The organism is Butyrivibrio sp., from assembly GCF_017940685.1.
In the GTDB taxonomy this organism is placed as follows: domain Bacteria; phylum Bacillota; class Clostridia; order Lachnospirales; family Lachnospiraceae; genus Butyrivibrio.
Window position 1 is genome coordinate 1 of record NZ_JAGAYD010000254.1, and the last position, 19,806, is coordinate 19,806.

A 19,806-nucleotide genomic window follows, 5' to 3' on the forward strand; every position below is an offset into this window, starting at 1 on the left:
CTTGATATTCACAAGCACCTGGGCTGGGATATTGAATGGTTTGCAAATAACTAATGGATAGATGGAGGTAGATATGTTTGTTAATGACAATGTATTAAAGCGGTTAATCAAGAACGCCTGGAAAGGAGCAGGACTTCATATTGAGCATACTACAGAAGGTTGGTTTGCCATGTCGGGGTTCTATTGGTTCATAGAAGTAGACGATCAGATGTTGAGCAACAAGATCAAGGCACAGATAGTTGAGTGCATCGGAGAGCTGCCAGCTCCCGGCGAAGGATATCTTTACATCAAAGGCCATGACGACCAGATGGAGATTCCGGGAACAACATACAGGAACATGATGGCACAGTACGACAAGCTTTCTGACAAGACATATGAATTTACCAATGTACTGGTAAAGGCTAAGAATGGCAATCTGCAGATTCTTGAAGGACTCGACCGTAACAAGATAATGGTTCCTGAATGGGCAGCAGATCTTATTGACGAAGATGCAGTCAAAGAAGGAGAGACAAAGCCTGAATCTGCTGCAAGCGACAATAAAACACCCTACATAATCTGGAGAAACAACGTTATGGCCATTGCTGTATTCAAAAGGGATGTCAGATATGAGGGCGAAAGAGAGTTCCTTGAAGCTGTAGAAGATGTAAGTCTTTGTTGGGATTTTGTAGAAGAAGAGGATTAACCGGATATGAGCAAAAGGTCGAGAGCGTGTGATATATCGGACAAAGTAAGAAAAGAGATTCATGCAAGGGATGGAGGCTGCATCTTTTGCAGGCTTGGCTATATGCTGCCACCTGAGGACGAGTTCACAACTACAAGAAATATGCTTCAGATCATGCACTTTATCCCACGCTCTCAAGGAGGCCTCGGGATTCCAGAGAACTTAGCTCTTGGCTGCACATACCATCACGACATGCTTGATAATGGAAATCTCGGACTCCGTGACGACATGATGACCATATTCGAAGCCTATCTAAGAGCCAGGCATGAGGGGTGGAGCAAAGAGAAGCTGAGGTATAGCAAATGGTAAAGCGCAACCGAGATATCAATTATCAGAGTACGGCAAATATGTGAAGTGTGGGAGGGACGAGAATGTTAATGGATAAAGAGACGATCATAAACCTGTACAAAGAGTCTTTTGAAAAAGGGGACCCTGTTAAGCAGATCAAGAGCCTGGCCAAAGCGAACAACGTAAAAGCAACCTTCATCAAGAAGATATTATCGGACGCAGGACTTGAAGTGCCAGATCATATCCCGACAGACCCTATGAAGAAAGATCCTCAGGTGATAGAAGCAGCGGATCCGGTACCGGGTGAAATGGGGCATAAGGAGCCCAAGGCAGCAGTTGTAAATGAGGACTTCGAGAGAGAAGTCCAGGATATGATCTCAAGGAGCGAGACCGAAAATAAGGCAGCAGAAAGACAGCTCCCTGTTCCAGATGCTGTCAGGGAATGTCTCATGGAAGGCCTTGATAAGATAGACGCCGAGATTCAAGGACATCAGAAAGCTATCACACAGCTTGAGAATAAATACCGGACCATTGCGTCATACATAGGGAATTAAGACCTTTTGGGCTCAAGGAATTTATCACACAGACTTTTAGAGAGCCATTCACATAAAGCCTCTGGGAGAAATCCCAGAGCAGGAAGGAGGCAGCAGGATATAGATGATGACTGGACTGAATAACGGATTTTCTTTAGGGAATTATTACACGGATATTTCTAATCCGGGATTCATTATGGTTATTCCCACACCCAAGGATTGGGAGGCTTATGAGAAGAGACAAAAGCGCAGTAAATTCAAGAAAAGGCTAATCTCTGCGCTTAGGAGGTTTGTTCATGGCAGCAGGTGCTTATTATAGCGAGATAGCGAAAAAGTACGGAATATCAATAATAAGAGTGAGGCAGATATTAGAAATATGGGGAAAACAATAATATTACTAGCAATACTCTTTCTGCTCACTGTGATCACGGACTGGATGCAATTTAGGGATGAGCTCAGAGACATGAAAGACGACGAAGAATACGACGAACTATACGGGAGAAAGGAAGACAGTGAAATGGAGTGAGGTTGTGGTTTTAGCAATCATGGCAGTTTTAATGCTTTTTATTCTTTACCTGGGAATCAGAGATCAATATTGGAGGAGCTAAGGAGGATGAAAATGAAATATACGCTTGAAGAATTTAAAACACAGATTAAGGCCAGTGCATTAAAAGTGGGCGACAAGCTTGTTACAGAAGATATTGCCGGCAAGGCAGTCTTTGAGGTAGCAGAGATCAGAAAGAAGAATATCTACATGGTCAGAAGATATTGTCTGCCTAATGAGTACGATCAGACGCATGATGACCTCATGGACTTCCTCAACAACGAATATCTCGATACACTTCCTCAGGACCTTAAGAACATCATGGGAAAGCGAGCCGGCAGCAGGATATTTGTTCCATGGTTCAATGAGGTCTTTGGCGAACGTGAGGATTGCGACTGGGCGGACAAGAGCAAAGGAAAACAGTGGAGCTTATTCAGGAAAGGCTACGGTAGAATAAGGCTCGATGGAGATAAGCATGGATACTCAAGATGGTACTGGTTGGCTTCGCCGGCTGTCAGCAACTCCACGTACTTCTGCGGTGTCAGCACTTCCGGCGCTCCGGGCACCGGCTACGCCAGCGGCTCTTATGGCGTGCTCCCCTGCTTCGAGATCAATCGTGAAGCGATAGCGTAACAATCGAGATAATCGGCTGCTCAAACCTGAGCAGCCAAGGAGGAGAATAATGAGCAGTGGATTCAGATGGGGCTGCATATACGGCTCATATTCAACAAACGAAGACTCAATCCTGGGATTCGAGATCGGATTCATGAGCATAGAGAATCTGAACGGAGGATCAGCAGATACATTTACAATCGCAATCATAATAGCGAATTTTAGTTTTGCTATTGGAATAATACTTAAAGAGTGCTAAGGAGGGGATAGTGGGGAAGCATCGGGAATTAAGCGAAAAGAATGAATTTTATCTTTCAAAAGAAGACAGACTAACGGCAATACACTGGTGCTTAAGATATCCAAGATGGCAAGCAGAAGCTTCTATCGATGCGGATATCAGAAAGGCAATCACCTACAATAAAGACAAAGTACAGACTTCAAGTGACTTCGATCCGACACAAGAGATAGCAATCAAAAGGGCTGACAGTGCGATGAAGGCAAAAATGCTAGAGGACACGATTAGAGAAGTAGATGAAGACCTTTATAAATATCTATTGCTTGCCGTTGGCTACGGGTTTACTTATTATCAATTAAAAGCTAAGAACATACCCTGCAGCAAAAATTATTTCTATAAACGAAGACAACAGATATATTACCTAATTAGCTTGAGGATATAGCGTATACTGAATCAGCGAGATGCATGTCTCGCTGATTTTGTGTATAAAATAAGTATAAAAATGTTGACAATACACAAAAATTGTGTATAATATAATTATAAGGAGGTCGCAAGAATGAAACAAAGAGATTTAGTAAACAAGCTAACCAACAAGGGTTTCAGTTTCTTGAGGCACGGTGGCAACCATGACATATATGTCAGAGGAAGCGATATCGAAAAGATACCAAGACACCGAGAAATCAACGACAAACTAGCACAGGCAATCATAAGGAAGTGGGGGCTGTAAGCCTCCAACTCCTAAGCCTTAAAAGGAGGTATATATGATAGTTGTTTATCCAGTAATCTTCACACAAACTCACGATGAAAAAGACACTGTACTTGTCGAGATTCCTGATATTGAAGGAATGACAGAGGGGTACGGAATGGCCGATGCCATCAATATGGCCAGAGATTATATCGGCGAAACTTTCTACAGCGTGGACGACGAGGAAGTTACACCGGCAAGCAGAGCCGAAGAGATCGATATAAGCAAAGGTACTTTCGCAGCCGAAGGCGATTCAATCGTATCGTATGTTGATACAGATCTGGATGCGCACAGAAGAAAGATGAATAGCAAATCTGTAAGGAAAAATGTAAGCATACCTAGCTGGCTTAATGAAGCAGCTGAGAGAGAACACATTAACGTATCCAGAGTTTTGCAGGATGCCTTAATGGAAAGACTGAATATAGCGAGATAAGTACATGCATAGCACGTAAAAGAAGGGAGAGCAATATGAGTCTACCGTTTATCAAGCCACTTAAATACAGTATCGTATGTGGAGTAATAGGATTCTTTGCAGTATTAGGTCGATTAACAGGAATAGGAATAGCAATGTTAATTCTTTCTGCATTATGCTTTCTGATATTCTTAATTACCTGGCTGAAGTGGTTATTTAGTTTCAAATAAAAATGAGGGACTCAAGGGACAACAATTCGTGTTAAGATGATATAAAGAATAATAAGGAGTGAGGCAAGCATTAAACTGCTTGCCTCTTTTATTACCATGCTTAGAGCCTGTTCTTATTGCGGACGGATACATGACACTAAGTTTGATTGTGGAAAGAAACCAGTTTATAACCGGAGTACAAAAGCGGTCCACATCCGCAATACCTCCAAATGGCAACGAAAGAGAGACTACATAAGAGACAGAGACAGTAATCTGTGTCAGCTGTGCTTGATCAATTACGAGGGCACCAGGAAGACACACCAGTACGACTGCTTGAGTGTTCATCACATTACAAGAATCGAAGAAGACGAAAGCTTAGCATTTGATGATTACAATCTAGTTACTTTATGTGATTTACATCATGAGATGGCAGACCAAGGCAGAGTACCTAAGAGCTTGCTGCTTGACATAGCAAAGAAAAATACAGACAGATAAATACGTTACTGCGCTGAAAATACCCGCCCCGGTCATTTGGGAGGGTATTTTTAATTTTTTTCCACACCGACAGCCGCCCTCAATTTACACAAAATTCCCAAAATGAAAAAAATTCGTGCGCAGGAATAAGAAATAGATATAGAAAAATAGATAAAAAGATGCGCACAAGAGTGAAAGGTGGTGGAAAATGGCAAGACCATCAAAACCGGCACAACTAATTTCAATTGAGCACAAGTCGCATCGCACCAAGAAGGAGCTCGCACACAGAAAAGAGCAAGAGGCGAAAACGCTGTCAGGACATGTTATCAAGGAGGCAGCCGAAGTAAAAGGGGATGCACTTGCGCACAAAATATTTCAGACGACAAAGAAGATGCTGAAAGCGATCGGTAAAGACGATATCCTGTATGGAGCAGTGATCAACAGGTATTGCAAGATATCAGCCGAGGTGTGCCGCTTAGAGTCCACAAGACAGACTGCAGAGCAGACTCTGGAGGAAATCAGAGAGAGCCGAAGCGATTACGAAGATGTCAAAGAGTACGCGGAAGCTATCAAAGATTACACAATGCTGATACTCAGTATAGACAAGGATCTTAAGGCTAAGAGGCAGCAGCTCTTTGCAATCGAAAAAGAAAGTTGTATGACTATTTCATCTGCCTTAAGGAGTATACCAAAGCAGCCGGAGACCAAGACAAATGCTCTGAGGGAGGCTTTAGGTGTCTGATATAACAAAGAATGCCGCATACCAATATGCTGAGCAGGCTTTAAATGAGAATGAAGGGAAAGTCCCTAAGTATGTCAAGCTACAATGTGAGAGCTGGCTTAATATTGCTGACGGATTAAACCCTGAGGCCGAAGTAAGTATATCGACTATGACCAGGATAGAAAGAATATTGCAGCTCATGATTCACCCGGATCTGCGCTGTACGATATACGAGGGCTTAGAGCCATACGCATGGCTGCTCATTATTGCCACGCTATGCACCAAATTAAAAAGAACACAGGAAAGATACTATATAACTGCATTGCTGGAGATTGCAAGAAAAAACTTCAAGACCTTCAACAGCGCAGTTATTTTCATATTGCTCATGCTGACCGAGCCCAGGTTTTCACGATTCTTTTCCGTGGCACCTGACCTTTCCCTCTCGTCGGAGCTGAAGCTGGCAATAAAGAAAATTATTAAATCCAGCCCAGCACTATATGACGAGATGGATCCTGCCTTTAAAATTTTGAGAAGCAATATAATTTGCAACATCAACGAAAACGAGTACACTCCGCTTGCCTATAGTGAAGACAGAATGGACGGAAGACTGGCCAATGCATACTTAGCAGACGAAGCAGGAGCCATGGACTCTTATCCGGTAGAGGCCATGAGATCATCACAGATAACTCTACATGACAAGCTTGGCATTATTATAAGCACTCAATATCCGAACGATCTTAATGTAATGCAGGATGAAATAGATTATGGAAAGAGAGTACTGGACGGACTAATACCCAATAAGAGGTATTTTTCGTTGCTATATGAACCGGATCAGGAAATAAGCCAGGGTGATGCATGGATGAAGGACGACAGGATTTTATATCAGGCAAATCCCGTGGCTGTGACTAATGAACACATTTTTGAAGGATTAAAAGACAGAAGATTAAGCGCAATTCTTTATGAAAATAAAAGGGAAAACTTTTTATGTAAACATTGCAACATATTATACAAAGGACTCGGAGTCGAGGGTTACGTTGATGTCCAGAAGGTGAAGCTTTGCAAAAGAGCTCCGAGTGATGATTGGTGGAGAGGCAGAGATGTATGGATAGGCCTCGACCTGTCATTGTCAGAAGACAATACAGCTGTAGCTATGGTTACTGAAGAAAACGGCGTTATATATTGCAAGGCAGTAGGGTTTATCCCTAAAGGAAGAGTAGAGATAAAGGCTGCTAAAGAAAAGGTTGATTATGACAAATTGATTAAAGAGAAATGCTGTATAGCTTGCGGAGAGGAAACAGTAGACTACCCGACAATAGAAGAACACATCCTAAAACTGGAGAAAAGAATGGGAGTAAGAATCATGCAAATAGGTTACGATAGGTGGAATGCTACATCAACAGTCCAGCAGCTAGAGGCAGCAGGATATACTTGCGTTGAAATTAAACAGCACAGCTCAACACTGCACAGTCCTACGAAGTTTCTCAAAGAAGCAATTCTTAATAAAAAATTTGCTTATGATGAAAACCGACTTCTGGAGATTAACTTCCAGAATGCAAGATGCACCGAAGATACGAATCTCAATAAATATGTGAATAAAAAGAAGTCTAAAGGAAAAGTAGATATGGTAGTGGCGCTGATAAACGCTATATATCTGCTTCAACAGGAATTGCTATATGGCAATTTTACAGTACAGGTAGGTTGACATGGAATTTAATTTATTCGGAAAAACAGTACAAATCACCAATAGAGCAGAAGATCCGGAAGAACTGGAGAGAGACACATCCACGACGCAGACCGAAAACAGCATCGAGGCAGCAGAGACTTTACTCAGAGCTTTTTTGGCTTCTGATTTCATGACCTTAGAGAAAGCTATGAACGTCCCAAGCTTCGCAGGGTGCGTCAATCTTATTTGCGACACGATCGGATCAATACCGGCGTACTTATACAAGAGGAATGGTGATTCGATAGAGCGCCTGGACAACGACGAAAGGGTCAAGCTTATCAATGATGACACAAGAGACACCCTCACAGGCGTTGATTTCAAGAAAGCTATAATATTTGATTACCTCACAAATAAAGGTGGATACGCATATATAAACAAACGAGGGACTAGATATGTTTCTCTAAATTATGTGGATCCGGCATATATTAATTTTCAATATTCTGAGAACCCAATATTTAAAGACTACAACATCCTTTGCAGAGGTGAAACTTACCGCCCATATCGGTTTTTAAAGCTTATCAGAAGAACCAAAAACGGATATTACGGAAAATCGCTAGTGCAGGAGAATAGCGAAGTGCTTAAAACTGCCTACATGAGTCTATTATTCGAAGAGAAGCTTGTTAAGAAAGGCGGAAATAAAAAAGGATTCCTTGAATCCGAACACAAGCTATCTCAGGATGCTATAGATGCGCTTAAGGCCGCTTTCAATCTTTTGTATCAACAGGAGAATGAAAACGTAATAGTTCTGAACAATGGCGTAAAGTTCAATGAGAGCAGCGAAACATCCACAGAGATGCAGCTGAACGAGAACAAGAAATCTAACGCTGTTGAAATATGTAAGATTTTCAATATGCCTCCTAATATGCTATCAGGAACACCAACAGAGGCAGATAAAATAAAATTCATTCAATACTGCATAATCCCTATTTTAGAGGTCTTCGCCAAGTCACTAAATAGGGATTTTTTACTGGAAAGAGAAAAAAAGAATTATTTCTGGGGCTTCGATATCAGAGAACTCACAAAGGGAGATCTAAAGACAAGGTACGAGGCTTATGCAGTGGCCATGAAGAACGGGTTCCTTCAAATAGACGATATCAGGGAAGCAGAGAACCTGCCTAAACTTGATATGCCATTTATTAAACTAGGGCTTCAGGATGTCCTTTATGATCCTGAAACAGGAATGATATTCACTCCCAATATGGGGAAGGGATATAACATCAAGGAAGCTATGTCGGGAAAAGGAAGCGGCGATTTAACAAGTGTAGTAGTCGAGAATAGCTCGCCTACCACACCTTCAAATCAGGCGAAGACGGATTCTGAAAAAGCTGACGGAAAGGAGACTGAAGATGAAGATCAGAATAAGAGCTGATTCGGTTGAAATCGAAGGATATGTCAATGCTGTTGGCAGAGATTCAAGACGAATGAGAGACGAGTACGGTAATGAGTTTGTTGAACAGATTCAGCCGGGCACCTTTGCTATGGCTTTAAACAAGAGCCTAAACGACGACAAGCCGGTACTTTTGCTCAAAAATCATAATCTCGATAAGCCATATGGCAACACCAAGTCTGGGCTTGAGCTGACAGAAGATAGTATTGGGCTTCACGCCCTGGCTACCATCACAGATCCTGAGGTAATTGAGTTGGCGAGAGAGAAGAAGCTATCAGGATGGAGCTTCGGTTTTTATTACCTGGATTTCAAGACTGACTATGACTATTCAAACCACGTCGAAAGAAGGGTAGTCACAGAGCTTGAGCTGGTAGAGGTATCTATTATAGATGATCAGATGACTCCGATTTATGCAGGCACAAGCATTCATTCAAGAGCAGAAGATAACGAGAGCAAAGTATTACTCAGAGCTTTTGACAATGATGTTATTTCATACGTGTCAGAAGAACAGAGCACTGCTCCGAAGCCTGTAGAAAAAGTTACAACCAGAGCCGAAAAAGGCGAAGAACAGGAAGACGTAGATTATTCAAAATATCATGAAGTACTCAACAATTTAAGGAGGTAAGCAATGAAAAAGAGAGTATTACAGTTAAGAGCAACAGAAAACGAGAAGGGCCTTATTGAGCAGAGGGCAGAGCTTTACAGCTCACTCCAGGAGCTCACAAGCAAGGTAGAGATGGAGAAGAGAGCCTTCTCAGAAGAGGAAGACAAAACCTTTAAGGAGACAGAGGAGAAGATCAAGAGCATTGACAAGACTCTGGATATGATTCAGAGAGCTCGCAATGTCAGAATGATTGACGCTCCTACAACAGAGGACCCTGCAGATGATATTGAAGAAGTTGAAATCAGAGCTTTTGCAAATATCATCAGGGAAAGAGCTGATTCCAACATCACAAAGACTGACAACGGAGCAATTATCCCCAAGACAGTTGTCAACAAGATCATCGACAAGGTGAAGGACATCTCCCCTCTTTTCAGGGATGCTACAAAGTACAACATCAAGGGTACTGTTTCAATCCCTTATGTGGATGAGTCAAATGACAATATCACGGTAGCATATGCCACTGAGTTCACAGATCTTGAGGCTAAGAGCACAAAGCTGTTGAGCGTAGACCTTGTGGGATATCTTGCAGGCGCTCTTGCCAAGATTTCAGTATCACTTCTCAACAGTACAGATATCGAACTTGTTGATTTCGTAGTTGGAAAACTTGGCATCGCCGTAGCAGACTTCATGGATCACGAGATTCTTGTTGGAACCAACAACAAAATCACCGGTCTTTCAACAGCAACTCAGATCATTACAGCTGCAGCTCAGACAGCAATCACAGCAGATGAGCTTATCAGGCTTCAGGGCAAGCTTAAGAGCGCTTTCCAGAGGAATGCATATTTCGTTATGCATCCTGACACTCTTACAGCAATCAAGCTTCTGAAGGATAAAAACGACAGGTATCTCTTCAACGAGCAGATCAAGGACGGATTCTCCGGTACAATTCTCGGAAAGCCGGTATACACATCTGATCAGTGCCCTGGACTTTCAGCAGGCGCAAAGGCTATTTTCTATCTTGACGCAGCTGAGGCACTCAGCGCAAAGCTTGTAGAGGATTATGTGCAGATTCTCAAGGAGAAATATGCAACACAGCACGCAATCGGAGTTGTTGCTTGGTGCGAGGCAGATGCTAAGATTTCCAACCAGCAGGCCGTAGCTGTTCTTCAGATGGCTGCAAGCAACGGATAAATGGAGGTTAACCATGAAAGTTAAGTGCTTAAGAAGTTTTAGCGGCATGAGCTTCAATGGCACCATCGGGGAAGTCAAAGACTTCCCTGATGAGATTGCCAGCGATCTTATTAATGCCGGTTATGCAGAATCCATAGGTTCTGTTGCGACGTCGCAACAGAATGGCGGAGAGGAAGCTAACAGGATACCGGAAGGTGAAGACGATGATACAGACACTGATCCTGAGGAAACAGCAGATGATCCTGCAGAGATAGAGCCGGAGGAAGAAGATGAAGATAAGCCAGCTGACACTGCAAAACCTACTGGTGCATCTAAACGAGGAAGAAGAAGCTCTAAGTGAAGATGAGATTAGCTATATAAACTCACTTAAGGAAGCTGCTATTTCCTACGTTAAGGGCCAAACAGGAATAAAGGAAATTGATACAGAGGATGACAACGGAAGAAAGCTTGATGATTACGAAGACTTAACTACAGTAGTATTAGTGCTGGTGGCAGACATGTACGACAACAGGCAGTATTCGGTAGATAAGTCATCTGTAAACAAAGTAGCTGAAAGCATACTCGGACTCTACCGGTTTAACCTTGTTCCAGGAGAATCAAAATGAATGCAGGCGCATATAAGGAAAAGATAGTAATTCAAAAAAATACTGGCAATGACGTAGATGCTGACGGCTTCCCCACAGGCGAATGGATTAAATATTATGCGAATAAAGCATATGTCAATCAGCTTTCCGGGACCGAAAGGTGGAATGCTGCACAGGTTGAGGCGGACACAACCGTTAGGTTTCAGCTTAGATGGCATAAGAAACTTGATAGTGTTAAAGCAAAGTATTACCGGATATTGTGCAAAGGTAAGACATATGTAATTACATTTGTGGACAACGTGCAGTTTAAAAATGAGGTCGTCAAAATTGACGCATTGGAGGTGAGTTCATAATGTTTGAATTCGATATGCCGGACACTATTCTGGATAAGTTTCTCGATTCCTCTTTTGAAAAAGTCGCTCCACAACTGTTAGAAGAGGCAGCTCCTTTAATGGAGGATGCGACAAAGAAATCCCTAAAGAGCGTGATACAGCATGATGGAGAATCAGAACTTGTTAATTCCGTCAAAGCAAGAGCTCCCAAAAAGGCAAAGAATGGGGCATACATCCTCAATGTTGTTCCAAAGGGCAATAGTACACACCAGTATACAAGAGGTAAAAAGAAATACGTTGTTTCCAACGCACTCAAAGCCATATGGCTGGAATACGGTGTAGCAGGGAGACAGGCGCCAAGGCCTTGGCTGGATCGGGCAACCAAAATGTACCAGCCGCAAATCGAGGAAAGAATGCAGACAAAGTTCAACGAGATCACAGGAGCAAAATAATGAATGCCAATCAAAAGATACAGAATCTTCAAGAGATACTGGGAATACCGGTAAGACCTGACGAATATGAAGGGGATGAATCTAAATATATAACGTACACATATAATGATGAGAGCCCATCCTTATATGGGGACGATGATCCGTTGGAAGACACAGCTATCATCCAGGTTAATCTGTACACACCAACAGATTTTAACTATATGGATTTTAAGCACAGGATTAGGAATTACTTGGAGACTCTCGGAGAAGTGACAACTATTAGGAGCTGGATCGAGACTTTCACTAGTAAGAATAATCTTGAAAAAAAGATCAGACACACAGTTTTAGTTGTAAACATTACAGAATCAAGGGAGGTATAACATGGCCAAGATAGGTTTCAGACACCCATGGGTGGCAAAGTACAACAGGAGCACAGGAACATATACAGATGGTTTCAAGTGCGGACACGGCGTAAGCCTTAATATCGCTCCAAATTATGCAGAGGGATCTTTGTTCGGAGACGATGTTCAGGTTGAGTACGAAAAGACATTCAAAGATGCAGCAGTATCTCTTGGAGTAACAACGCTTCCGCAGGTCGCTGAGTCTACAATGTTCGGACACACAGTCAGCGAGGAAGGAGAAGTAACCTACAAGACAACCGACGAAGGAAATTATGTCGGTACCGGTTGGATCTCCGTTGAGAAAATTGACGGTGTAACAAAATATACCGGAAACATACTGACTTGCGTAAAATTTAGCGCAGGCGCTGAGGATTACACAACAAAGGGCGAGAACATTGAGTTTAAGACACCCGTCCTGGAAGGCAAAGCCATCGCAGATGCAAACGAAGCATGGAAGAAGTACGAACAGTTTGATACTGCAGAAGCGGCAGCGGCGTATGTTAAGAGTTTCCTCAACATCACAGAGAACACAAGCGAAGACACTACTCCTTGATGTAACCACCATGTAGAGCACCAGAAGGCAATAAAGCCCTCTGGTGCTTTTTGAAAGGAAGAACATGAGAAAAATCAACCTTAAAGAGATTGAGTTAAATGGCGAAAAGTTACCATATTATTGCGATTTATATGTATTATCCAAGGTCCAGGACAGGATGAGTGCAGCTCAGTTTGAGAGAGATCTTCTTGGAGCAGCACCAATCAAAAACAAAGACGGTGAAGTTGAAAGAGACGAGAGCGGCAGAATAAAGCTAGTGTTTAAAGGTTATGTTATAGAAACCATGATATTCGGCCTCACTCTTATGATAAATGAAGGCATTGCAATAAAAAATGATCAGGAGGGCACCAAGATAGAAGAGGTGGACGAAAAGTTTGTCGGAAGGGTTATCGACATGCAGCCACCAGAACTCTCAGCATTATTGATTGATGAGTTCAACAGGTGCTTTGCGGTAAAAAAAAACATGACAACATAGAGCCGGAAAAGGAAGAGGAAAATCCGGAAATTAATTTCGAAAGAATTTTTTTGATAGCCAGGACAAAAATGGGGATTCCCCAGCGCGAAGCTGAGCTGCTCACATTCGGAAAGTGGCTTGATATCTTTCATGAATATAAGAGCATATATAATTTCGAGACTAAGAGAATGCTATACAAAGATATTGAAGATGAGTTAAAAAGCGCAAAAGAGGCAAGCGAACAGGAAGTATCGCTTGCCTCTTTGTAGCATAGAGGTGAGGACATGTCTAAACAGGGTGTTATTTCAACAAAGATTGTAATTGAAGATCCGGATAAGTATAACAACCAATTAAAAGTTATTAGATCGAATCTTTCAGAGTTTAGAACAGAACTTAAGACATGCACAACAGAATACAAAGATACAGCTAATACTGCACAAGCCTTGGCAGCCAAAGAAGAAATACTTTCAAAACAGTATGAAGAAGCAAAAAAAGCTGTAGAGTTATATTCTCAGATTATAAAAGAAGCCACACCCAAGCTTGAGGAATACAGAGCGACACAGGAAAGACTGAGCAAAGAGTACGACGAAGAAAAAGATAAGCTTGAAACGCTTAAGAACTCAAGCAATGCCACTACTGAAGAGATCAAAGAGCAGCAGGAAAAAGTTGAGATTTTAGAGAAAACCCTGCGTGGCGCTAACAATACATATACTCAGGCCACTGTTGAAATGAATAAATACGAGTCTGCGCTGAATAATGCCAAGACTGAAGAAATGCAGTATGGCTCAGAACTTGAAAAGACTCGACAGTACCTGGAGGAAGCGAATAACAGCACAGACAAGTGTGCTAAATCCATTGATGAATTTGGAAACGAAACCGAGGAAGCCAAAAAAGAAGTAAACAACTTCTTTAAGCTAATAGAAGCCAACGTTATATCAGATTTTACAGTTGACGCCCTAAGAGGAATAGCTGACGGGATAAAGGACGTTGCAGTAGCAGCAGTGGAAACCGGCAAAGAGTTTAATGCTGCAATGGGCCAGGTTGCTGCCACAATGGGAATGACATCAGAAGAGATAGCTAATGGCAGTGAGAGATACCAGCTACTGGAAAGTGCTGCTAGGAAGTGTGGAGAAACCACGATGTTCTCGGCATCTCAGAGCGCTGAAGCTCTGAACTATCTGGCACTCGCAGGCTACGACGCCGAAAAAGCCGCAGAAACACTTCCGAAAGTTTTAACTCTGGCGGCAGCAGGCGGAATGGATCTTGCGTATGCTTCGGATCTGGTCACTGATTCTATGGCGGCGCTCGGGATGGAAACATATCAGCTGGATAGTTATATAGACCAAATGACAAAAACAGCACAGTCTTCCAACACGAGCGTTGCACAGCTTGGCGAGGCATCTCTTGTATGCGCTGGTGCAGTATCACTTGCGCAGCAGGATATTGTAACCATGAATACAGAACTCGGCATTCTGGCCAATAACGGAATTAAGGGAGCCGAGGGCGGAACACACTTAAGGAACATAATTCTCTCTCTTTCAGCCCCTACAGATAAAGCTGCAGGCAAACTTAAAGAGCTGGGGGTTGTTATCGAAGACCAGGTTACAGGTGACATGAGGAATCTAAATGATATTATGATCGACCTCAATAACTCCCTGGCAGATATGGGTTCCGTAGAAAAAGCAGCCACAATCAAATCAATCTTCAATAAGACTGATATCGCTGCCGTAAATGCGCTTCTAAAAGGAAGCTCAGAAGAATACGAGGTATTGTCGGAGAAAATCAGAAATAGCGCCGGCGCAGCAGATGAAATGGCCAAGGTTCTTAATGACAATCTCAAGGGCGACATAACTATTTTAAACTCTGCATTGGAAGCGCTGGGTATTGCATCAGAGAAGGTATTCGATAAGGAACTGCGCAAAAGCGTTCAGAATGCTACAGATGCAGTGGGAAAACTCACAGAATCTGTAAATAATGGAAAACTCAACGTTTCATTCACGAAAATGTCCGAAGCTCTTGGCGATTTTATTGACAGAGCAACAGATGGCGCTGATGTTGTATTACCTGCGCTTATAGACATATTCACATGGATCATCGATAACTCCGGCGAAATTACAGCAGGGATAGGCGGAATAGCAGCTTCACAACTGTTGTTTGGACAGGCGATACCATTTATTACTGCGGCACAGGCCTCATGGACGGCCTATCAGACTGCTACCGAGGGAGCAACTATCGCACAATGGCTCTTGAACGAAGCAATGACTGCTAATCCTGTAGGCTTGCTCGTAACAGCCATAGGCGGACTTGTGGCCGGTCTTGGTATATACAACCTGCTTGTGCAGGATAGCGCTGATTATACGTTTGAAGCAGTTGAGAGTACTCAGAAAGCGATAGAGTCTTTTAATGATGTTAAGGCATCAAGTGAGAATCTGAGAACAGAATTTGGCACCCAGCAGAAATACGTAGAGGACCTGGCGGCAAAAATCAAAGATCTAAATGAAAAGACATCACTGACAGAAAACGAGCAAAAAGAGATGGCCAGCGCTGTTAATCAGCTGAACGCCATTTATCCAGAGTGGAATCTTCAAATCAATGACAATACCGGACATCTCACAGAAAACTCAGAAGCACTTCTGACCAATATCGACGACCAACTTAAGTACATCCAACTGCAGAGGGCAAGAGAAGAGATTACAGAGCTGTTAGAAGCTCAGGCAGATGCAGAATATGAGTTGTACCAGGCGGAGCAGAGGCTGGCAGAAGTAAAAGAAGAATTAGGGCTAGATGAGATTCAGCAACAGATAGACGATCTTACAGAGGCATATGAGAATGGCGCTGTAACAGTAGAGCAGTATGACGTAAGGCTGGATGGCTTGTACAGGAGGTATAACGAGGTTGCCGAGGCCAATGACGAGCTTTACATGGAGCAGGAGCAGTGGCAGGAAAAGATAGAGACGCTCAGCAATGAGACCATCCCAGGATTGTCAGACGAAATTGGAAGCTTGACCAATTACATGGACGATGTGCTCGAACCTGCAGAAGCCAACATCGAAGCAGCAAATGAATTAGCAGCTGCTCAGGATGGTTTAGCCCTTGCCACCCAGTACTCAGAGGAGGCCTTTGAGTCCTTTGAAGATCTTTTAAAAGATGCAAATGAGCATATCAGCGGATCCATTGGATTACTTTCTGAACTTGGCGGCGAATCAGCAAAGACCTTCGAAGAGATGAAGGAACTGTGGGCCGATGATAACGAGGTGCTAAAGCAATACAATGAGGATATGGCATTTCTTAAAGAACTGGTTGAATCTGATGTAGACCCTGCATTAAAAAACCTGGTTGAATCAGCGGTATCTTTGGGAATAGACGGAGCACCGGAAGTCCACGAGCTCGCATCCGCTTTACAAGAAATGAACGATAGTGGAGAAGGCTTCCAGGAAATAACCGACCTCTGGCAAGAGCGCCTAGACTTAATGGCCGAAGCAGAAGATATGTATGCCGGTGTAAGAGTTCAGGACTCTGAATACACTGAGGAGACTAAAGAGCTATTCGCGCAGTATTTTGAAGAACAGCAAACAGCAAGAGAAGAATATCAGATATATGTAGAAGGCGTTGCAGAAACTCATAAAGAGAATATGACGCAAATAACCTCAGACACGGTTGTTGACATGTCAACGGCTATAACTACGAAAACCGAGGAAAATCTCAAGCCAGCGGTTCAGGGAATGGTTCAGACGACTCTTGATACCACAAAAACCAATCTTGGAATAACAACCGAGAGCGGTAGATCTGATAAATTCTATTCAATCGGTAAGGATGGGATATGTGGAGGCCTTGCACAGGGCATCAAGGATGGCACCAGTGCTGTGTGCGACGCAATAAAAGCATTATGTGAAGAAGCTGTCGCTAGTGTAGATATTTCTGGCATTGTTTCTGCAATCGACAAGAAACTGGGCGAGGCTATAGGAGGCTGACAATGAGAAAGTTCTATTTAAGGAATGGAAATGGGGCAATGTATTCATTTATGAGTACAACCCATTGGTTTAACGAGCCCAAGGGATTAGGGCTCAACATGGGAGATAAGTACTCTCAGGTAGGCCTAAATTTTGTCCGCACAAAGAAATTGTCAAAACCGAAAGATATAGAGGGGACACTTGTATTTACGGGCAATGACCAATATAGCAACTACTATTCTTTTGCCATGTTTGCCCAAGTTGAACCTCTGACTTTTATTTATAATCCAAACGGAACAGAGTACATGGTGGATGTTCATTTAAAGGAGTTGGGAAAAGGAGAAATCAACCCAGATACAGGTTGGCTTGAGGCTGATATCTCCTTTAAAAAACTTTCCCCATGGTACAGAGTTGTTCGCCAAAGAAACGATGGCCAGACAGTCGGCAAGGTTTACGATTATCAATATCCCTACAAGTATGGTAAAGATGTCGCCAATAACGTAACAATGATATCTGACACAGCTCTTGAGAGCCCTTGCAAGATAACGATAATAGGAACCTGTATCAACCCTATATGGAGACTATATGTAAATGGAGTCTTAAAGAGCACCGGAAGAGTAATAACAACCCTTACTCAGGGCCAGAGAATCGTGATAGATACAACAGTTATTCCCTACAGTATCAAGAAGTATGATAACCAGAACAATCTTATCACCGATCTCTACCAGTACTCAGATTTTTCCACCGAAAGATTCTTTTTCCTCGAAAGAGGCACAAACAGAATTTCAATCGGCCATGATGGCGTAAACACATTAGAGCTTGCAGTGGAGGCACATCTGGAATATGAAACAGTTTAATGTAGAGATATTCGATAATAATTTTGCTTTCCTGTTTAATACTTCCACAGGCGATATCAAGTATAAAGAGGATTACCTTGATCCTGAGAAATCAAAGGTTGCCCTTAATACTACAACGCCTATTCAGGCAAATTATTTCATAAGGCTGTACAGGGACAAAGAAGATTATTCAGGAATAGTCACTGAGGCAAAAAAGAAAGATGACGGTACAACAGATGTCACATTCACATCAATAGAAAATATGTTTGACAGAGAGGTCCTTATTGATGTGGCCGAGATAACAGGGACAGCGGAAGAGTATCTGAAAGCAAGGATAGACGAGCTTTATGTTACAAACACAGACCTTTCGCAGAGGTTTTCCCTGACTGTCACAGCCGAGACTTCCACACAGAGCTGGGATTTTGATTATAAAATAGAGAATGAACCGGATGAAGGAGAAGAGCCACCTGTGAGACAGGTGGCTTTTATCAATATCCTTGACGACTTGATTCTTCCAATGTTTACCAAGTACGGGATCATTCTTTACTGGAAGATTGATTTCAATGCGAAAACAGTCCATGTGACCATAACAAAGAATACTGACCCTGTCATGAACATTGAAGCAGACCTTCCCAACATCATAGACAAGACGGTGACTATAAGAAAATCCAAGAAGCAGATAAACAAGGTCAATATATGGAACTCAAAGGACTTTGAAAGAAGCACTGTTTATTATCTGCATCCAGACGATTCTTTTGACACATCGGACTCGGACAGGGTAACGCCGGTCAACTACAAGAACCAGAAGGTAAGCACCAACGACAACGCAAAATGCATAGACAACAAAGTCAAAGAGCTTAAGAGCGACTACTCCAAGATAAAATCCTATAACTCAATAGACCCTGAGGAAAGGACGGAAGAGGATATCGAGGAAGCTCTTGAACACATGAGCGATATAAATTCATTCATGGCTTTTGGCTGGACCTACAACGACTCTGATTCACTAATCTATGACGCCGACGGGATCATAGTAGGACAGGAGACCTGGGAAGAGTCAGACGAGTTCGAGTTATCAATAGAGGGATGGGCTGACTCGGAGGCAGCAGCCACCTATGGAGAGACAACAGCCTTGGCACTGTTTACAGAAAAGGCATATGACAAGGCTCTTTCAACATTCTCAAAGAACAAGTATGACAACCTTATCGAGCTGGAAGTGGCAATCGATGACTCACTTCTCACACCGGCCACTCTGAGGATTGGCCAGATTGTAAATGTCATCTACGAGGGCAACAGCTACAACACTATCCTCACAGGAAGAGAAGTAGACGACACGATAACCCTGATATTCGGAACGATAAGGCTTGAGTTTACAAAGTATTTAAAAGGGAGGGCTTAAATGAGCGATTATATCAACATTAAACAGTATGACGAGATGAACGTTACAGCCAAGGATGACAGGATCCTTTACGACGTCTCCCATACAAACGGAGTCATTGAAGGTTGCGATATAACCTATTCGGGAGGCAACACAATCCACATAGGAGCAGGCTACGGAGTTATAAAAGGAGCTCTCTTCGAGATATTGGAGCACGACATTACCGTCGCCCTCTCTGAGGCAGGGACTCTTTTAGGGCAGATTTATATTCACTTTGACCTCTCAGCAGAGACAGTCATTGATATTATCTGCGAGTCTGCATCAGCCCTTACTCCAATGACGCAGAATGAGGATGCAAACTTTATCAACGGAGTCTATGACATTCAGCTCTGCACATTCACAGTAAACACAACAATGCTCACAGACCTGTTAGTAACATTTCCTATGGTGCTGGGAGCTTCAGACTTCCAGCTTGAATTTGTCGGAAAGAC

The 19,806-nt window shown here is 42.7% G+C and carries 26 protein-coding genes; all 26 read left to right on the forward strand.

Going from position 1 to position 19,806, the window contains the following annotated elements; genetic code table 11:
• Window positions 1-73 precede the first annotated feature (73 nt).
• Entirely contained in the window at window positions 74-682 is a 609-nt protein-coding gene (locus tag J6I68_RS15155; protein ID WP_292221548.1) for a hypothetical protein, read from the forward strand.
• Window positions 683-688: 6 nt separating this feature from the next.
• Window positions 689-1,030, forward strand: coding sequence for an HNH endonuclease (locus tag J6I68_RS15160; RefSeq protein WP_292221549.1), 342 nt, complete (start codon window positions 689-691; stop codon window positions 1,028-1,030).
• Window positions 1,031-1,092: 62 nt separating this feature from the next.
• A complete protein-coding gene (locus tag J6I68_RS15165; RefSeq protein WP_292221550.1) occupies window positions 1,093-1,563 on the forward strand; it encodes a hypothetical protein in 471 nt (156 codons plus the stop codon).
• 355 nt (window positions 1,564-1,918) lie between these two features.
• Window positions 1,919-2,068, forward strand: coding sequence for a hypothetical protein (locus tag J6I68_RS15170; RefSeq protein WP_292221552.1), 150 nt, complete (start codon window positions 1,919-1,921; stop codon window positions 2,066-2,068).
• Between the two features lie 93 nt (window positions 2,069-2,161).
• Window positions 2,162-2,719 carry a DUF6273 domain-containing protein gene (locus tag J6I68_RS15175; RefSeq protein WP_292221554.1) on the forward strand — a complete coding sequence of 186 codons (558 nt, stop codon included), beginning with the start codon at window positions 2,162-2,164 and terminating at the stop codon, window positions 2,717-2,719.
• A 49-nt stretch (window positions 2,720-2,768) separates the two neighbouring features.
• Window positions 2,769-2,957: a hypothetical protein gene (locus J6I68_RS15180; protein WP_292221555.1), complete on the forward strand. Its 189-nt coding sequence runs from the start codon at window positions 2,769-2,771 to the stop codon at window positions 2,955-2,957.
• A gap of 10 nt (window positions 2,958-2,967) precedes the next feature.
• Window positions 2,968-3,375 (forward strand): hypothetical protein, encoded by a 408-nt coding sequence (locus J6I68_RS15185; protein ID WP_292221557.1) that lies wholly within the window; start codon window positions 2,968-2,970, stop codon window positions 3,373-3,375.
• Window positions 3,376-3,489: 114 nt separating this feature from the next.
• Entirely contained in the window at window positions 3,490-3,660 is a 171-nt protein-coding gene (locus tag J6I68_RS15190; RefSeq protein WP_292221559.1) for a type II toxin-antitoxin system HicA family toxin, read from the forward strand.
• A 34-nt stretch (window positions 3,661-3,694) separates the two neighbouring features.
• Window positions 3,695-4,111: a HicB family protein gene (locus J6I68_RS15195; protein WP_292221560.1), complete on the forward strand. Its 417-nt coding sequence runs from the start codon at window positions 3,695-3,697 to the stop codon at window positions 4,109-4,111.
• Between the two features lie 870 nt (window positions 4,112-4,981).
• Entirely contained in the window at window positions 4,982-5,515 is a 534-nt protein-coding gene (locus J6I68_RS15200) for a hypothetical protein (RefSeq protein WP_292221561.1), read from the forward strand.
• Window positions 5,508-7,196 carry a terminase large subunit gene (locus J6I68_RS15205; protein WP_292221562.1) on the forward strand — a complete coding sequence of 563 codons (1,689 nt, stop codon included), beginning with the start codon at window positions 5,508-5,510 and terminating at the stop codon, window positions 7,194-7,196. The genes J6I68_RS15200 and J6I68_RS15205 overlap by 8 nt, the downstream gene beginning before the upstream one ends.
• A 1-nt stretch (window position 7,197) precedes the next feature.
• A complete protein-coding gene (locus J6I68_RS15210; RefSeq protein WP_292221564.1) occupies window positions 7,198-8,586 on the forward strand; it encodes a phage portal protein in 1,389 nt (462 codons plus the stop codon).
• Window positions 8,564-9,229: an HK97 family phage prohead protease gene (locus J6I68_RS15215; RefSeq protein ID WP_292221565.1), complete on the forward strand. Its 666-nt coding sequence runs from the start codon at window positions 8,564-8,566 to the stop codon at window positions 9,227-9,229. The genes J6I68_RS15210 and J6I68_RS15215 overlap by 23 nt, the downstream gene beginning before the upstream one ends.
• A 3-nt stretch (window positions 9,230-9,232) precedes the next feature.
• Entirely contained in the window at window positions 9,233-10,399 is a 1,167-nt protein-coding gene (locus tag J6I68_RS15220; RefSeq protein ID WP_292221566.1) for a phage major capsid protein, read from the forward strand.
• A 13-nt stretch (window positions 10,400-10,412) separates the two neighbouring features.
• The gene (locus J6I68_RS15225; RefSeq protein WP_292221567.1) at window positions 10,413-10,739 is read left to right on the forward strand and encodes a hypothetical protein; all 327 of its coding nucleotides are present in this window, start codon (window positions 10,413-10,415) and stop codon (window positions 10,737-10,739) included.
• Window positions 10,669-11,004, forward strand: a complete 336-nt coding sequence (locus J6I68_RS15230; protein ID WP_292221568.1) for a head-tail connector protein — start codon at window positions 10,669-10,671, stop codon at window positions 11,002-11,004. The genes J6I68_RS15225 and J6I68_RS15230 overlap by 71 nt, the downstream gene beginning before the upstream one ends.
• Window positions 11,001-11,336, forward strand: a complete 336-nt coding sequence (locus tag J6I68_RS15235; RefSeq protein WP_292221569.1) for a phage head closure protein — start codon at window positions 11,001-11,003, stop codon at window positions 11,334-11,336. The genes J6I68_RS15230 and J6I68_RS15235 overlap by 4 nt, the downstream gene beginning before the upstream one ends.
• Window positions 11,336-11,767, forward strand: a complete 432-nt coding sequence (locus tag J6I68_RS15240) for a hypothetical protein (RefSeq protein WP_292221570.1) — start codon at window positions 11,336-11,338, stop codon at window positions 11,765-11,767. The genes J6I68_RS15235 and J6I68_RS15240 overlap by 1 nt, the downstream gene beginning before the upstream one ends.
• Window positions 11,767-12,126 carry a hypothetical protein gene (locus tag J6I68_RS15245; protein WP_292221571.1) on the forward strand — a complete coding sequence of 120 codons (360 nt, stop codon included), beginning with the start codon at window positions 11,767-11,769 and terminating at the stop codon, window positions 12,124-12,126. The genes J6I68_RS15240 and J6I68_RS15245 overlap by 1 nt, the downstream gene beginning before the upstream one ends.
• 1 nt (window position 12,127) lies before the next feature.
• Window positions 12,128-12,700 (forward strand): major tail protein, encoded by a 573-nt coding sequence (locus J6I68_RS15250; protein ID WP_292221573.1) that lies wholly within the window; start codon window positions 12,128-12,130, stop codon window positions 12,698-12,700.
• A 64-nt stretch (window positions 12,701-12,764) separates the two neighbouring features.
• On the forward strand, window positions 12,765-13,175 hold the full coding sequence (locus tag J6I68_RS15255; protein WP_292221574.1) for a hypothetical protein: 411 nt from the start codon (window positions 12,765-12,767) through the stop codon (window positions 13,173-13,175).
• Entirely contained in the window at window positions 13,142-13,423 is a 282-nt protein-coding gene (locus J6I68_RS15260) for a hypothetical protein (protein ID WP_292221575.1), read from the forward strand. The genes J6I68_RS15255 and J6I68_RS15260 overlap by 34 nt, the downstream gene beginning before the upstream one ends.
• Before the next feature lie 15 nt (window positions 13,424-13,438).
• Entirely contained in the window at window positions 13,439-17,125 is a 3,687-nt protein-coding gene (locus J6I68_RS15265) for a phage tail tape measure protein (RefSeq protein WP_292221576.1), read from the forward strand.
• 2 nt (window positions 17,126-17,127) lie between these two features.
• The gene (locus J6I68_RS15270; protein WP_292221578.1) at window positions 17,128-17,961 is read left to right on the forward strand and encodes a phage distal tail protein domain-containing protein; all 834 of its coding nucleotides are present in this window, start codon (window positions 17,128-17,130) and stop codon (window positions 17,959-17,961) included.
• Window positions 17,948-19,336 carry a hypothetical protein gene (locus J6I68_RS15275; protein WP_292221580.1) on the forward strand — a complete coding sequence of 463 codons (1,389 nt, stop codon included), beginning with the start codon at window positions 17,948-17,950 and terminating at the stop codon, window positions 19,334-19,336. Before J6I68_RS15270 ends, J6I68_RS15275 begins: the two co-directional genes overlap by 14 nt.
• On the forward strand, window positions 19,337-19,806 hold a 470-nt coding region (locus J6I68_RS15280; RefSeq protein ID WP_292221582.1), incomplete at its 3' end, for a hypothetical protein. It abuts the gene before it with no gap.

What these genes read in the sequence shown, in the direction of transcription:
- J6I68_RS15155 (WP_292221548.1), top strand. Translation starts at nt 74, where the DNA reads ATGTTTGTTAATGACAATGTATTAAAGCGGTTAATCAAGAACGCCTGG.
- J6I68_RS15160 (WP_292221549.1), top strand. Translation starts at nt 689, where the DNA reads ATGAGCAAAAGGTCGAGAGCGTGTGATATATCGGACAAAGTAAGAAAA.
- J6I68_RS15165 (WP_292221550.1), top strand. Translation starts at nt 1,093, where the DNA reads ATGTTAATGGATAAAGAGACGATCATAAACCTGTACAAAGAGTCTTTT.
- J6I68_RS15170 (WP_292221552.1), top strand. Translation starts at nt 1,919, where the DNA reads ATGGGGAAAACAATAATATTACTAGCAATACTCTTTCTGCTCACTGTG.
- J6I68_RS15175 (WP_292221554.1), top strand. Translation starts at nt 2,162, where the DNA reads ATGAAATATACGCTTGAAGAATTTAAAACACAGATTAAGGCCAGTGCA.
- J6I68_RS15180 (WP_292221555.1), top strand. Translation starts at nt 2,769, where the DNA reads ATGAGCAGTGGATTCAGATGGGGCTGCATATACGGCTCATATTCAACA.
- J6I68_RS15190 (WP_292221559.1), top strand. Translation starts at nt 3,490, where the DNA reads ATGAAACAAAGAGATTTAGTAAACAAGCTAACCAACAAGGGTTTCAGT.
- J6I68_RS15195 (WP_292221560.1), top strand. Translation starts at nt 3,695, where the DNA reads ATGATAGTTGTTTATCCAGTAATCTTCACACAAACTCACGATGAAAAA.
- J6I68_RS15200 (WP_292221561.1), top strand. Translation starts at nt 4,982, where the DNA reads ATGGCAAGACCATCAAAACCGGCACAACTAATTTCAATTGAGCACAAG.
- J6I68_RS15210 (WP_292221564.1), top strand. Translation starts at nt 7,198, where the DNA reads ATGGAATTTAATTTATTCGGAAAAACAGTACAAATCACCAATAGAGCA.
- J6I68_RS15215 (WP_292221565.1), top strand. Translation starts at nt 8,564, where the DNA reads ATGAAGATCAGAATAAGAGCTGATTCGGTTGAAATCGAAGGATATGTC.
- J6I68_RS15220 (WP_292221566.1), top strand. Translation starts at nt 9,233, where the DNA reads ATGAAAAAGAGAGTATTACAGTTAAGAGCAACAGAAAACGAGAAGGGC.
- J6I68_RS15225 (WP_292221567.1), top strand. Translation starts at nt 10,413, where the DNA reads ATGAAAGTTAAGTGCTTAAGAAGTTTTAGCGGCATGAGCTTCAATGGC.
- J6I68_RS15230 (WP_292221568.1), top strand. Translation starts at nt 10,669, where the DNA reads ATGAAGATAAGCCAGCTGACACTGCAAAACCTACTGGTGCATCTAAAC.
- J6I68_RS15235 (WP_292221569.1), top strand. Translation starts at nt 11,001, where the DNA reads ATGAATGCAGGCGCATATAAGGAAAAGATAGTAATTCAAAAAAATACT.
- J6I68_RS15240 (WP_292221570.1), top strand. Translation starts at nt 11,336, where the DNA reads ATGTTTGAATTCGATATGCCGGACACTATTCTGGATAAGTTTCTCGAT.
- J6I68_RS15245 (WP_292221571.1), top strand. Translation starts at nt 11,767, where the DNA reads ATGAATGCCAATCAAAAGATACAGAATCTTCAAGAGATACTGGGAATA.
- J6I68_RS15250 (WP_292221573.1), top strand. Translation starts at nt 12,128, where the DNA reads ATGGCCAAGATAGGTTTCAGACACCCATGGGTGGCAAAGTACAACAGG.
- J6I68_RS15255 (WP_292221574.1), top strand. Translation starts at nt 12,765, where the DNA reads ATGAGAAAAATCAACCTTAAAGAGATTGAGTTAAATGGCGAAAAGTTA.
- J6I68_RS15265 (WP_292221576.1), top strand. Translation starts at nt 13,439, where the DNA reads ATGTCTAAACAGGGTGTTATTTCAACAAAGATTGTAATTGAAGATCCG.
- J6I68_RS15270 (WP_292221578.1), top strand. Translation starts at nt 17,128, where the DNA reads ATGAGAAAGTTCTATTTAAGGAATGGAAATGGGGCAATGTATTCATTT.
- J6I68_RS15275 (WP_292221580.1), top strand. Translation starts at nt 17,948, where the DNA reads ATGAAACAGTTTAATGTAGAGATATTCGATAATAATTTTGCTTTCCTG.